This is a genomic window from Alphaproteobacteria bacterium (assembly GCA_040220875.1).
Lineage (GTDB): Bacteria > Pseudomonadota > Alphaproteobacteria > JAVJVX01 > JAVJVX01 > JAVJVX01.
Genome location: JAVJVX010000003.1, coordinates 416,205 through 429,694, shown reverse-complemented (window position 1 = coordinate 429,694; position 13,490 = coordinate 416,205). Strand labels below are relative to the sequence as shown.

Below are 13,490 nucleotides of genomic sequence, written 5' to 3'. Positions count from 1 at the left end.
ACTTAGGGGTTTATGAGAGCCCCGGCGATTATCCCGCTCCGCTACGCCGCCGGGTTCTCATGGGAGGAACATGGCCCGGGAGACTGGCATTTTCGGCCAGGATTTGCTCGCGACCAAGCTGAACACCCCGGAGACGGGCGGCAGCGCGATACCGCGCAACCGTCTGCTGCAGATCTTCGAGGCGCACAGGAGCGCGCGTGTTGCCCTGATCACCGCGCCCGCCGGCTATGGCAAGACAATCGCCCTCACCCAATGGTGGGCACAGCTTCAGGCCGAAGGCCGACGATGCTGCTGGGTCAGCCTCGACCCGTCCGACAACGAACCCGGGGCATTTTTCTCTTACGTCTGGGCTGCGGTTTCCCGTGCCGGCATCTCCATTTCCGGCGATGACATCACTGATGCCTCCAGCGAATCGATGGCCGCCTCACTGCGCCGCAGCCTCGCGCAAATGGATGAACCGCTGCATCTGTTCCTGGATGATTTTCACAACATCACCGATCCCTACATCTTGCAGAATCTCGCGCAGACATTGCCTGCCACAGGGCCGGAGTTTCACCTGATCATCGCCGGGCGCAACCGCCCGTCCATGCCGCTGGGACGATTGAAGGCCACGGGTCAACTGTTTGAAATTGACGAGGAGGACCTGAAATTCCGGCCTTCCGAGACGGAAACGCTTTTTCGGGTCCCGGGCCAGCCGGAAATTTCCGAACGGGAATTGCTGGATTTGACCCAGTTCACCGAAGGCTGGGCGGTCGCCCTTCGCTTGACGGCTCTTTCCATACGCAAGAGCGAGCCGGATGACCTTATCCAGCGGCTTGCCGCGGGAAACCGCGACCTCTCCGAATACATGGCGGAGGAAATCGTCCAGACCCTGCCTGAAAACCTCCGTTCCTTCCTGCTTAGAACCTCGGTTCTGGAGCGAATCTGCCCAGAACTCTGCGACGCCATTCTCGGGATCGATGACAGCCAGAAAATGATTGCGCATCTCGAGGAAGCAAACCTGTTTCTCTACAGGCTCGACGCCGACGGAAAATGGTGGCGCTATCATCATCTTTTTCAGGACTGGCTGCAGAAACAGCTTCGACGCAACACCCCCGGTGCGGAGGCGGAAATCTGCGAACGCGCCAGCCGCTGGTTTCTGGAACAGCGCTTGTACAAGGAAGCCGTCGAGGCAGCTATCGCCTTTGGCAAGCCGCAGTTTCTGGGGGACGTGCTGAACGCCTGCTGTCATTACCTTTTCCACACCGGACAGCACAAGGTCTTCAAGCGCGCTATCGAGCTTTTGCCGGATTCAGTGATCCAGAATTATCCTCATCTGACGATTTTCCAGATCTGGGAAGACGAGATCACCTGGAATTTCGAAAAAGCGCGCCGGTCCCTCCGCCGTCTTCGGGAAAAGCATGAAACAGGCGCCTTCCCTTCAGAAACCGAAGCCTCGCTACAATCGGAATCATTTGAAAAACATATTCTCCACCGGGAAATGATGCTCGCGCTCATGTCGGACGACGTCGTATCGGCAAACCGCATGTGTCGTGAATGGCTGGACAGGTTCCACAAGGATAACGACTACGACACGACAACCGTGGAAAATTCCCTCCTCTATACGCAACGGGAAATGTTTCATTGCAAGGGTGCCCTGGCGGAAGCCGCGCGCCTGCGTAACGCATGCAAGCAGCAGGGCGTGATCCACGGCTCCGTCTGGCTGGACTCGATCGCGGCGCCCGCTCTTGTCATGCGCGGAGAGATCCGGGATGCGGTAAAATACCTGCGCGGTGCCGTGGAGGTCGCCACCGAACTCGCCGGCCGCGAGGCGCCTCTGACCGCCATGCCGGCCCTGCTTCTGGCCCAGACCGAGTATCATCTGAACAACCTGGAAACAGCGGCGAGTTTGCTTGACCGCTATGGCCCCGTCGCGGCCGAGATCGGCTTCGTAGAACAGCTCATCGCGTATTATGGCACAGCCATCAGGCTGTCCGGGCTGCGCGGTGATGACGAGTCTCGACGGGAGCTTAACAACGAGTGCCAGGCGCTGGCGGCGGCCCGAGGTTTTGTCCGGCTTCTGGTTCATGCGACCCATGAGAATGTTCGGATCGAACTTGACCAGGGGCGGATCGAGAACGCGGTCGCCCTGACGCGCGACGTTGAAACCATGTTTTCGGTAAAGCCTGCGCTGCTCCATAGCACGGCAACGACAAAAGACGCGTTAATCACCCAGGTTTGGGCCAGATTGCAGTGCGCTTTGGGGCGCTCGCATGAGACAAGTTCGACGTTGTTATCCTGGGTCAATTTCCTTGAAAGGCGGGGCTGCAATCTTCCCGCACTTGAATTCCTGCTGCTTGTGACGAAGGTTTCCTGCTTGCAGGGAGAAAACAGAATCGCCATTCGTCATCTGCGCCGCGCCCTGGCCATTGGTGCCCAGACAGGCGAGGTTCGCGCCTTTCTCGACGAGGGCGAACCGGTCGTCTCACTGCTCGCCGAGATTTCGGAACAGACGGAGGAAGCCGGGACGCAGGGGGCGGATGCCAACCGTTATGCTGGCCGGCTTCGAGCAATGATCGAGCATGGATATGACGCGGTCGCCGAAGCCGGTGACGCGACGGCCCTCGAGGCAGCCGAACTTCCGCAACATGAGAGGCTGAGCACCCGGGAAATTGAAATTCTGCGTCTGGTCAGCCGGGGCATTACCGGAAGATACATTGGAAAACAGCTTGGAATCACGGAAGGTACCGTGCGCTGGCACCTGCAGCAGGTGTTCGACAAGCTGGGTGTCCGCCGTCGCCAGGCGGCGGTGGAACGTGCCCGGCATCTCGGTCTTCTGAAAAGCCCCTCCTGACGGCCCGGCGCAGATTTCCGTCTCGCTCGTGGCCAAAACGTGCTACCTCGGCCTGGCCCCGACCGCGGCCGCCTACCGGCAAGGACGCGGATCCGGAGACCAGGCAACGGCTCGACAGGTCGCTACAGGAACCCGCGTGCAGAAATCCCGCTTTCAGTCCATCCGGCGCCTGTCCCTTCCCATCGTCGGCGGCCAGATTTCGCAAAACGTCCTGAACCTCGTGGACCTCGCCATGGTGGGAACGCTGGGCTCGGTGGCGCTCGCCGCCGTCGGCATTGCCAGCTTCGCGCATTTCGTGGCTGGCGCCGCGGTGATGGGACTGTCCTCGGGCGTGCAGGCCATGGCGGCGCGCCGGCTTGGCGAGGGGCGGAGCAGCGAAGCCGCCGTTCCGCTCAATGGCGGGCTGTTCCTGTCCTGCGTCATCGCCCTGCCTCTGTCGCTTGTCCTCATCGTTACGGCAGACCGGTATTTTCCGCTGCTCAACGACGATCCCGCCGTCGTGGTGGAGGCCATTCCCTATCTGCAGGCCCGGCTGGCCGCCGTCTTTGCCTTGGGGATGAACTTTTCCTTCCGCGGTTACTGGAACGGCGTGAACCGCTCCCACGTCTATTTGCGCACGCTGATCGTCATGCACACGATCAATATCGTGCTCAATTATCTTCTGATTTACGGAAACTTCGGATTTCCCGAGCTCGGCGTCTTCGGCGCCGGCCTTGCTTCCGCGATCGCCACGGTGCTTGGCACGGTCTATTACGCGGCCCAGGCCAACAACTACGCCCGCGAAAATGGTTTTCTTGCCCGACTGCCGCGCGGGGAGACCATGGTCACCATGCTCCGGCTTTCCCTGCCGGCCTCGATCCAGCTTTTCTTCTTCTCGGTCGGGTTCAGCCTGTTTCTCTGGATTGTGGGGCTGGTTGGCACACGCGAGCTTGCCGCCGCCTCCGTCCTGCTCAACGTAACCCTCGTCATGATTTTGCCAGGCAACGGGCTTGGCCTCACCGCAGCAAGCCTGGTCGGCCAGGCGCTGGGCCGCGGCGACCCGGCGGATGCGCGCCAGTGGGGCTGGGATGTCGTCAAGATCGCCGTCGGCGTCATGGGCAGCATCGGTCTCCTGCTCGCTCTTTTCCCCGAATTCGTGCTCTCCGGCTTCATTCACGAACGCGCAACGCTCGAGCTTGCGGTGGCACCTCTCCGGCTCACCGGCCTGACAATTGTTGGAGACGCCATCGGAATCGTGCTGCTGAACGCCCTTCTGGGCGCGGGAGCCGCACGGCAGGTCATGGTTGTCTCGATTTTCTGCCAATGGCTGATCGGACTGCCAGCCGCCTGGCTTCTGGGGCCGTATCTTGGGCTGGGGCTGACCTGGCTCTGGGCGAGCTTTATCGGCTACCGGCTGATCCAGGCGGTCATCTTCACGATCCTCTGGCAGGGGCACCGCTGGACGACCATCAAAGTCTGACTTCGGATCAACCCGATGAGGCCGAGCGCCGGGCCTGAAGGGCCGGTCGTATCGCCGTCAGCCACACGCCCGTCCCGATGACGCTCGCCCCCAGAAGATGGAACCATTCGAGCGGTTCGCCCAGCACGATCCAGCCGATAATGATCGCAAAGACCGGCAGCAGATAATAAAACATTCCGGCGGTGGTCGGCGCGACAGCGGCGGTCGCGGCGGCCCAGAAGAAATAGGCCAGAATCGACGGGAAAATCGCGACAAAGAAGATCGCGGCGACGCTTTCGCCCGTGACCACCATTCTATAGCCCAACGACAACTCGATCAGGTAGACGGGCACGAGAAAGAGCGTGCCGAGGGGCAGGATCACCATCAGGAACGCCGGCAGCGTCAGGCCCGGCGGATGACGGCGCAGCAGCACCGTGTAGAGCGCCCAGGAAAACCCCGCGAAGAAGATGATGACGTCGCCGATATTGAGCTGGATGGCCAAGAGGGTGGCCAGACTCCCCTGGACGGAAATCGTGACGACACCCGCCACGGCCAGCGCCACGCCCAGCCATTGAACGAGCTTGAGCCGTTCACGCAGAAGGAAGGCAGACAGCAGAACGATCAGGACCGATTGTGAGGTGTTGACCAGGGCCGCGTTGGCCACGGTCGTGAACTGGAGACCGATATAGGCGCTCACGTTGAATACGCTGACGCCGAGGAAGGCAAAGGCCAGCATCCAGCGCCAGTTGCGCAGCACGACGTAACGCTGCGACCAGAGCGGCAGAAGGCCGAACGGCAGCATGAGGAAACTCGCCATCGTCCAGCGCCAGAAGGCCAGCGCCACTGGCGGCACGTCGCCCACCAACATGCGGGCAAGGACGAAATTGCAGGCCCAGAACAGCGGTGGCAACACCAGCACGGCCGCAATCCAGACGGGTGGCCGCTCGCCACTCTCGGTGGGCCAGAAAGATCGTTCGGTCGTTTTCTCCTCGGCCACGTTCGCTACCTCGTTGACCGGGCCTTTGCTGCCCGCCCGCGCCTGATCGCATATAAATTTCACCGGCACAAGCTTGCAGGGTTTCGCGGCCCGATCCGAGGCGCTAAGGTCAACCCGGTCCAAAAGCTCATCGGGGGAGGATGACCATATGGAGACAGGCACGCCGGCTGCTTCGCTTCTGGACGTGGCGCTGCAACAGCCGACCTGGATGACGATCTGGCTGTTCTGGCTGGCGGGGCTGAACGCCGCCTCGATCCTGTTCGTCCGTCAGGTGGAGCCGCGCTGGGTGCTCGCGGCCTTTCTCGCCAATGTCGTGTTCATGAGCTGGTTCTACCCGCTCGTCAACGATGGGCGCCTCATGGGGCTTGGCCACATCCTGTTCTGGACTCCGCTCCTGATCTATCTCTATCGGCGCCGTCCGCGGCTGGAAAGCGCGAGACTGTCGACCAAATATCTCTATGCGCTTTTCATCACCGATTCGCTCGCCCTGGCGACGGATTACATCAACCTCGCCCGCTATCTGATCGACCGCTGGACCTGAGCCGGCGCGCGCGGCGCCAGACCATCAGGACGGACGTAATTCGTCCGCCAGGCGGCGCAGAAGATCGGCCCCCGCCCCTTTCCAGGCACTGCCATGCATGCACGCCATGACCCGCGGTTGCAGCACGGCAAGCTTTTCCAGCAGGTCCGGCCCGTCCAGCGTCCGGGCCATGTAGTCCACCTGGTGGCGCGCCGCTTCGGCGGCGGCGAATATATCGGTCTCCACCAGCGGCGGGACATCGGCGCCGAACTGGGTGAAAAGGTCGCCACAAAACAGCGTGCCCGTGGTCTCCTCGAAAAGCTGTCCGCATTCCCAGGCATGCGGCAAGTGGGGTGTGTCGATCCATCTGACGCGGTGCACCCCGAGGTCCAGGCCCTCGCCATCCTCCAGCACGCGGGGCGGACGGAGCGCCATTTCGCCGATCGACGTCATGGCTGCGATCCGCCCGCACAGCGGCACGGCTTCGGGCGCGACCTTGAGAAAATCGTTCAGCGCGCCGCACTCGTCGGACTCGTAATGAGAGAAGCTGATATAACGCAGCCGGTCCACGGGCAGCACATGTGCGACAGCCTCCGATACAACGGAGAAAAGCCGCGGCGCCCCGGTATGGAACAGGAGCGGCGCCTCGTCGCGAATGAGGAACTGGTTGTAGGTGAAGCCGGATGGAAAATCCTCGGGCGGCACCGGGGTGGAGATACGGAAAATTCCGTCCGCGATTTCGTCGATCCGCGTGCCCGAGTTACTGTTGGTGACGGTCATGTATCCGACTCCTCGCCGCCCGCGCGGCGTCCGGCGCGGATATCCTCGCCCCACCGGCGCACCACGCTCGATTCAAACTCGAAGAGGTCAAGCATCCGGCCCAGTGACTGGTCGATGACTTCCTGCAGTTGCGTGGGCCGGGTATAGAAAGCGGGCGACGGCGGGTAGACCACCGCCCCCATCTCCGTGACCTGGACCATGTTGCGCAGATGACCGAGGTGAAGCGGCGTCTCGCGTGCCATGAGAACGAGGCGACGGCGTTCCTTGAGCGCCACGTCGGCCGCCCGCGACAGCAGGTTGCCGGTCACGCCTGTGGCGATTTCGGCGAGGCTTCGCATGGAGCACGGGGCGATTACCATTCCCATCGTGTGGAAGGACCCGCTGGAAACGGCGGCCGCGATATCGGCGTTGTCGTAATGATGGGTTGCCATCTTCAGAACATCGCCCACCTTGTATTCGGTCTCGAGCGCAAGGGTGACCTGGGCCGATTTGGTCATGATCAGATGGGTCTCCACATCGACCTCGCGCAGCAGCTCGAGGAGACGCACCCCGTAGATCACGCCCGAGGCCCCGCTGATCCCTACAATCAAACGCGCCGGCCTGGTCCTGACACTCATTCCCTCTGCTCCCCTTGCGATTTGCCCGGCCCCGGTGACGACGGACATCCCAAAGAGAAGCGGGCCTCCGCCCGTCCCGTCAACCGGTTTGTCGCGAAAAGGCCGGTCAGTGGCACGCAAACGCCCGAAACAGGCACTTCAGGCCATTTGCGACGGATTCACGCGGACGCTTTTCTCGCCCGGCTGCGGCAGGATCAGCGAGGCCTCCCAGCTTGGCCTCTCGGCCACCCGAGCCATCCAGCCGGCGATGCGCGGATAGCGATCGTCGAAATCCTCCACGCCGATCAGCGGGTACATGGCGTGTCGTGGCGCCAGGGCAATGTCGGCGAGGGAGAACACGTCCCCCAGCAGCCAGCGCCGCCCGTCGGCAAGCCGGTCCTCCATCCAGGCGAGACGCTCGAACAGGACGAGCCGGCGGTCGGCCAGTAGCTCTTCATCGCGCGGCGTGGTCATAAGCTGACGTGCGAATTTGGCGTAGAAGGGATTTTTCGTGCGCTCTCGGATCTCGCGCACCGCCTCTTCCCACGTAAGGCCGCTCTTTGCCAGCCGGTCCTTGGCGATCGTCTCGTAAATCGAATCGCGAAAGGGTTTCGCGCATTCCAGTTCGAACGCGAACCACATCCGCATTTCCGCGCGGCCCGGGGCATCCGCCGGCACCAGGCGGGGTTCGGCGCGGGTCTCGTCAAGATATTCGATAATGGCGATGGAATCGAACACCACCCGCTCGCCATCCATCAGGGTTGGCACCATCCCGGCCGGATTCAGCCGGAGATACCAGTCCTGCTTCTGATCCATCAGGCCCAGATTGAGCCAGCGAATCTCGAACCCCATCCCCTTTTCCAACAGTGTCATACGCACCCGGCGGCCGGCCGGGCTGTTGGCCGCGTCGTAAACCACAATCTCTGTCATGCCGCGCTTTGCTTGCTTTTTCGAAAAGGTCCCCAAGGGACCCGGAGAATAGACGATCGCTCTTGTCGCAGGTCAAGGCGACGGCGCTGTTCGGGAGGCAGTCTGATTTGCTATCATCAAAAAATTAGGACAAAAAACCGGACAAGGGAACGGGCATGAACATCAGACGATCCTGGATTCTCGTCGCCGATGCCACGCGCGCCAGGCTTTTCCGCCCCCGCGCACGGGAGGACCGGCTTGAGGATGCGCTGGTCTTCGATATCGAGATCGATATCCCCAGGTCACGGGATATCGGGAGCGACCGGCCCGGGCGCAGCTTCGACCGGGCCGGACAGGGCCGGCACGCGGAGGAGCCGCCGACCGACCCCAAGCGTCATGCCAAGGCCGAGTTCGCCCGCTCCCTTGCCCACCGGCTCGAGGACCTGCGCAACAAGGACGGCCTGTCGGAACTCATCGTCATTGCGCCGCCCACGTTCCTCGGCGATCTCCGCTCCCTGTTTTCGACGCCCCTTCGCGCGATCGTGGTGGAAGAGCATGCCAAGGATATCGCGCACCTGACATTGCCCCGGCTCGACGACAGGCTAGGCACCCTTCTCACGAAATAACGACAGGAAAGCGCTTACGGTATGTTCGGCAAGGCCGTTACCCTCTTCGAATTATTCGGCTTCAAGGTGAAGATCGATTTCACCTGGCTGTTTCTGGCCCTCCTGATCACCTGGTCGCTGGCTGTCGCCTATTTTCCCATCACGCTGGAGGGGTATGCGACGGAAACCTACTGGTGGATGGGGATCGCGGGGATGATCGGGCTGTTCATCTCTCTCGTATTCCACGAGATGTCCCATTCGCTGGTGGCGCGGGTGTACGGGCTCGAGATTTCCGGCATCACCCTGTTCGTTTTCGGCGGTGTCGCGGAAATGACGGAAGAGCCCTCCTCGCCTTCGGCCGAATTCTTCATGGCGATTGCGGGACCACTGGCCAGCCTGCTCCTGTCGGGGATTTTCCTGCTTCTGGCGACGCTCATCTCAACCCTGACGCTGGCCGCGCCGGCAGAGGCGGTTCTGCGCTATCTCGCGCTCCTCAACCTCGTTCTGGCCGTATTCAACATGCTGCCGGGTTTCCCGCTCGATGGCGGACGGGTTCTGCGCGCCTTCCTCTGGTGGCGGTGGAACGATCTGCGTCGGGCAACCCGCATGGCGGCACAAATCGGCGGCGGCGCCGGCTGGGTTCTGATCGGACTCGGGATCCTGAGCGCCTTTACCGGCAATCTGATCATGGGGATCTGGTGGTTCCTCCTGGGTCTGTTCCTGCGCGGCGCCGCGGCCAATGCCTATTTCCAGGTCCAGACCCGCCAGACTCTCGCCGGCGAGCCCGTGCGCCGCTTCATGGTTCACGACCTCATCACTGTCCCCGGCAATTTGAGCGTGGCCGAATTCGTCGAGGATTATGTCTATGTCCATCTCCATGACATGTTCCCTGTCGTCCAGGATTCCCGCCTGATCGGCAGCGTCTCGCTGCGCCAGGTGCAGGGCGTGCCGCGCGAGAACTGGGCCGGCACGCGGCTGCGCGATATCGCCGAGCCGGCCGGACACAACAACACCGTGGATGCCGAGACCGATGCCATGGATGCGCTCAAGAAGATGCGCCAGAATGGAGCAAGCCGGCTGCTCGTAACATCTGACGGCGCCCTCGTCGGGATTCTGACACTGAAGGACCTAATGCGATTTCTCTCGATCAAGCTGGACTTCGAGGAACGTTTCTAGGGCCCTGGGGCCGCCCCGAAGATGTGACAAGACCCTGCCGGCCGGATGGGCTATGCTGGCCAGACGCCGATCCGCGGATGCCCCCTTCCCGCCGGAGAGGGCACGGATCGGCCGCAGATCTGACATCCGCCGCCGGATTGTCCGGCGACGGCGACGCGAAACCGAGCGCCCTGAGCTGGACACGGGTCCGGGCCCAACCGTCGCGGACCATCGGACTCCCAGGGTGCGGGGAGGCCAGACCATGCCCATCATCCGCAATCCCGCCGAATGGATCGCCGAACAGTTCGGCATCGCGGCAAACCAGTTCGGACATTCCGCCTATGCCGATAACATGCGTCGTGCGCGACGCTGGGCGAAACCGCCCGTAATCTACCGGATCGGCATGGCCGATCTGTGGATTGCGCTGCGCAAGGGGGTGCAGGATTTCGGCGCCCTGCGCACCGATGTTATCTTCCTCTGCCTCGGCTTTCCCGTTCTCGGCCTCGTACTCGCACGCTTTGCCGTGGGCGCCGGGCTTATCCAGCTGGTCTTCCCCCTCGCCTCGGGCTTCGCGCTGATCGGACCCGTCGCCGCGCTCGGCCTCTACGAGATGAGCCGGCGTCGCGAACAGACGGGCGAGGCGAAATGGAGCGACGCCTTCCGCGTGCTGCGCGCGCCCTCGCTCGGCGCGATGACGATCCTCATTCTTGTGCTGCTGGCGCTTTTCGCGCTCTGGATCGCGGCGGCGCAGCTGATCTACACCCTCACCCTCGGCCCCGAGCTGCCCGCCTCCAACGCGGCCTTCTTCCGCGACGTCTTCACCACCGGCGCGGGCTGGGCAATGATCGCCATCGGCATCGGTGTCGGCGCGGTCTTCGCAATGGTGTCGCTGACAATCGGGGTGCTTTCCTTTCCGCTGATGCTGGAGCGCAATGTCCGGCTCACGACGGCGGTCCAGACATCGCTGCGCGCCGTGGCCAAAAATCCGGGACCGATGGCGCTCTGGGGGCTGATCGTGGCGGGCGGGCTCGTGATCGGCTCTCTGCCGGCGCTGCTCGGCCTCGTCATCGTCTTTCCGGTGCTGGGACACGCGACCTGGCATCTTTACCGCCAGGTGGTGCTGCCCCATCCGGAATCCGGCGATAGCAGCGGAGTCTGAGAGCGGGAAAATTCGCAGTTGGCGAAAATTGGTAGCGGAGGAGGGACTTGAACCCCCGACACGCGGATTATGAAGCCTCTCGGGAACTAAGAAAATCAATAAGTTAGGTCGCGAATGTCAAACCCATGTCAAAACCAGCGAATTGGCGCTCGGTGGCGGTAAATGGACCGGCTTACCAACAGCGTTTTTTTAAATGCGCTCAAGGACCAAATCGGGGGCACGCAACCGTCGATGTCAGCAGGGGCTTTTTCAGGCTGCGGCGTGACACGCCAACTTGATCTAAGGCGGCCCATCGGTGGCACTACTTTACCTTAAATCATGCGAAAGATCGTTACGTGTTAGGTGGGAACACCTCGGCTGAGTCTATGAAGCCTCGACCTCTCGGCGGCCTTGAGTGATCTGAGTCCGGTCTGCCGAACCTGCCGGTGGAGGCAGGCGCACCATTCGCAACTACTAGAAAGTTCGACCGGCCCGAAATGAGCTAAATCGTAATCCACTCAACAAAGTCCGGCCGTTTCCCGTGGACTTCCTTTAAGGCATCTTTGATCATCGATGATGGATGCGCGACATTGATCACCAGCGTGTCCATAGCACGCGTAAAAGGTATCATGGTCCACTGCGCCGCAAACGCCGAGGCAAGCTCTTCCTCGGTGTCAAACAGGTCACCCCGGTCTTGCGGAGCCGCCATCCACTGTTTGAATTTATATTCATAGAAATCATCGAACGCGTAGTTGATGACGGTCCAACCTTCCAGCCCGCGGCATGAATCGTACTGAACGATGCGCAGCGCGTTCCGGTCCGTCGGGTAGTACTCCCTGACATCGGCGGAAGATGCATCCCAGACAATACCGCCACGCTCGCGAATGGTGCGTCCGGGAATGGAATAGGCGCCGTCCCGATCGCGATGAACAAGGGATGGCGGGACGCAGGCAAGGAGATCAATCGGATAATTGCCAAGCGCCTGAGCGTCCGCACAGACCTGATCGAGAATTCCCGTTTGTCCGGCGAGATTGCCTTCGACAATGAGCACACGCCCGCCATTAGCCTCCGGGTTTGGTTCCAGGTCCCAGTTTTGAAGGCCGAGCGTGTCCGCGCAATCTGCCACGAAGTGCGCAAGATTGGCCTTCATGCGCAGGCACCGCCTCAATCGACGAGGCTGCACTTGATCTCTTGCGATGCCCGATGACCAGTCCGCAACGGAGGAGCGGACGTACTGGTCCACGCCGTCCGCAACAACGATGCGTTCGGGCTGATAGACGGTTCGCAAAATCTCGATCTCATTGGACGGCCAGTCCTGGCCCTCATCGACAAGCACCGCATCCCAAAGGAAATCATCGGGATTGTTGTCGATCAATTCGTCGAGATCGGCCTGAGAGACTGTCTTACTGCGAAGATAGTCCAGTAGCGTCTCCTTGTGTTTCTCGTAGTTATCCAGGAAATGATCGTAGTTCTGAATTATGCCGAGTTCATGCATCAGGCGGCCGACAAAAGCATGCACTGTATCGATGCCGATGCCGCCCCTTTCGATCTCACGGGGCACGCCGAGAAGCGCCATCGTCCGCCGCATGTCGGCGACAAGCGCCTTGTTGTAAGTCAGTATCAGTGATCGCATTTGGCTACGGTCAAAGGCACGGTAGGCCATCTGCAGAAGGATGACGGTCTTCCCGACCCCGCCCCGGCCACGGATCACAATCTGCTTTTTCGTAAGGTCATCAAGCCACGTATCGGGCAAAGCCGCCTTGACAATGCGATCCATTCGGCGCCGGTCAAGCGGCGTTGGTTCCAATGTCTGCAGCAACGGCGACTCCGGCGACAATATGCCTTCAAAAACCTCGTCGGGCCCGAAGGAAATGGCCACACGGCGGTTGTTGTTTATAGGCCCGGAAACCTGGCCGAGGATGTTAAGAACACGTTCGAAACTGGCATCCACGCCAAAGCAGTTGTGCGGGCGTTTGGGCAGGTCGGCCTCACGTAGACCGGAAAAATAGATCAGGTCCTGAACATACAGCCGTGTGATATTGGCCCGCGCCAGGTACGTTTTGAGTTCAAACATCTGCTGGCGGTTTTTTTCCGTGACGCACTCCCAAGCCTGGTGACCGCTGCGCCTGTACCTGACCGAGGCCACCTTATCGTCAAAACGGACACCGGTGGCATCATGAGATTTCGTCTCGATAACGAGCGCAAAGTTGCGCACCGATGCTTGGCGGGGAATGAAGGGATCGCCTTCCCGCGGATAGAATTTGTACTCAATGTCAAACGGCCTTGACTCGCAGAAATGGCCGATAACGAGAATGTCGATATCCTCAATTGGTTGCCCGTACAGCTTCAGGCCGACAAATATCTTTATGTGATCGTCCCGATGCTGGCTCAGGTCGGGCCACACTGCGAGAATGCGGTCGCGGATGTGAACAGCCGCCTCGTACTCTTTTCCTTCATTGACGCCAACGATCTCAATCATCGAAACCCGCGTGCGCCGGGACGCGTTTTTCGAGAACGTG

The 13,490-nt window shown here is 61.3% G+C and carries 11 protein-coding genes; 6 read left to right on the top strand and 5 right to left on the bottom strand.

The features are described 5' to 3' along the window. Positions 1–70: 70 nt before the first annotated feature. Together RLQ26_02060 and RLQ26_02055 are read left to right on the top strand one after the other, a co-directional pair. Positions 71–2,833, top strand: coding sequence for a LuxR C-terminal-related transcriptional regulator (locus tag RLQ26_02060; GenBank protein ID MEQ9087510.1), 2,763 nt, complete (start codon positions 71–73; stop codon positions 2,831–2,833). A 136-nt stretch (positions 2,834–2,969) separates the two neighbouring features. Continuing rightward, positions 2,970–4,292: an MATE family efflux transporter gene (locus RLQ26_02055; protein MEQ9087509.1), complete on the top strand. Its 1,323-nt coding sequence runs from the start codon at positions 2,970–2,972 to the stop codon at positions 4,290–4,292. Between the two features lie 7 nt (positions 4,293–4,299). Here the strand turns inward: RLQ26_02055 and RLQ26_02050 are convergent, their stop codons facing one another. Then, a complete protein-coding gene (locus RLQ26_02050) occupies positions 4,300–5,268 on the bottom strand; it encodes a DMT family transporter (GenBank protein MEQ9087508.1) in 969 nt (322 codons plus the stop codon). Between the two features lie 148 nt (positions 5,269–5,416). On the opposite strand from RLQ26_02050, the gene RLQ26_02045 reads away from it, so the two are divergent. Next, positions 5,417–5,809: a hypothetical protein gene (locus RLQ26_02045; GenBank protein MEQ9087507.1), complete on the top strand. Its 393-nt coding sequence runs from the start codon at positions 5,417–5,419 to the stop codon at positions 5,807–5,809. Positions 5,810–5,833: 24 nt separating this feature from the next. On the opposite strand, the gene RLQ26_02040 is transcribed toward RLQ26_02045, so the two are convergent. The 3 genes from RLQ26_02040 to RLQ26_02030 form a co-directional block, all read right to left on the bottom strand. Further along, a complete protein-coding gene (locus RLQ26_02040; protein MEQ9087506.1) occupies positions 5,834–6,568 on the bottom strand; it encodes an MBL fold metallo-hydrolase in 735 nt (244 codons plus the stop codon). Next, positions 6,565–7,185 (bottom strand): UbiX family flavin prenyltransferase, encoded by a 621-nt coding sequence (locus RLQ26_02035; protein MEQ9087505.1) that lies wholly within the window; start codon positions 7,183–7,185, stop codon positions 6,565–6,567. The genes RLQ26_02040 and RLQ26_02035 overlap by 4 nt, the downstream gene beginning before the upstream one ends. 138 nt (positions 7,186–7,323) lie before the next feature. Next, positions 7,324–8,094, bottom strand: a complete 771-nt coding sequence (locus tag RLQ26_02030; protein MEQ9087504.1) for a glutathione S-transferase family protein — start codon at positions 8,092–8,094, stop codon at positions 7,324–7,326. Positions 8,095–8,249: 155 nt separating this feature from the next. Between RLQ26_02030 and RLQ26_02025 the strand changes: the two genes are divergently transcribed. From RLQ26_02025 to RLQ26_02015, 3 genes are all read left to right on the top strand, one after another. Beyond that, positions 8,250–8,699, top strand: coding sequence for a host attachment protein (locus tag RLQ26_02025; GenBank protein ID MEQ9087503.1), 450 nt, complete (start codon positions 8,250–8,252; stop codon positions 8,697–8,699). A 21-nt stretch (positions 8,700–8,720) separates the two neighbouring features. Then, positions 8,721–9,854, top strand: a complete 1,134-nt coding sequence (locus tag RLQ26_02020) for a site-2 protease family protein (protein MEQ9087502.1) — start codon at positions 8,721–8,723, stop codon at positions 9,852–9,854. Between the two features lie 241 nt (positions 9,855–10,095). Then, positions 10,096–10,992: a DUF2189 domain-containing protein gene (locus RLQ26_02015; GenBank protein ID MEQ9087501.1), complete on the top strand. Its 897-nt coding sequence runs from the start codon at positions 10,096–10,098 to the stop codon at positions 10,990–10,992. Between the two features lie 481 nt (positions 10,993–11,473). Here the strand turns inward: RLQ26_02015 and RLQ26_02010 are convergent, their stop codons facing one another. Next, complete coding sequence (locus RLQ26_02010; GenBank protein MEQ9087500.1) at positions 11,474–13,450, bottom strand: AAA family ATPase; 1,977 nt, start codon at positions 13,448–13,450, stop codon at positions 11,474–11,476. Between the last annotated feature and the right edge of the window lie 40 nt (positions 13,451–13,490).

Bases quoted from the DNA above. Each gene is read 5' to 3' on its own strand.
- RLQ26_02060 (MEQ9087510.1), top strand. From the start codon at position 71: ATGGCCCGGGAGACTGGCATTTTCGGCCAGGATTTGCTCGCGACCAAG.
- RLQ26_02045 (MEQ9087507.1), top strand. From the start codon at position 5,417: ATGGAGACAGGCACGCCGGCTGCTTCGCTTCTGGACGTGGCGCTGCAA.
- RLQ26_02040 (MEQ9087506.1), bottom strand. From the start codon at position 6,568: ATGACCGTCACCAACAGTAACTCGGGCACGCGGATCGACGAAATCGCG.
- RLQ26_02035 (MEQ9087505.1), bottom strand. From the start codon at position 7,185: ATGAGTGTCAGGACCAGGCCGGCGCGTTTGATTGTAGGGATCAGCGGG.
- RLQ26_02030 (MEQ9087504.1), bottom strand. From the start codon at position 8,094: ATGACAGAGATTGTGGTTTACGACGCGGCCAACAGCCCGGCCGGCCGC.
- RLQ26_02025 (MEQ9087503.1), top strand. From the start codon at position 8,250: ATGAACATCAGACGATCCTGGATTCTCGTCGCCGATGCCACGCGCGCC.
- RLQ26_02020 (MEQ9087502.1), top strand. From the start codon at position 8,721: ATGTTCGGCAAGGCCGTTACCCTCTTCGAATTATTCGGCTTCAAGGTG.
- RLQ26_02015 (MEQ9087501.1), top strand. From the start codon at position 10,096: ATGCCCATCATCCGCAATCCCGCCGAATGGATCGCCGAACAGTTCGGC.
- RLQ26_02010 (MEQ9087500.1), bottom strand. From the start codon at position 13,450: ATGATTGAGATCGTTGGCGTCAATGAAGGAAAAGAGTACGAGGCGGCT.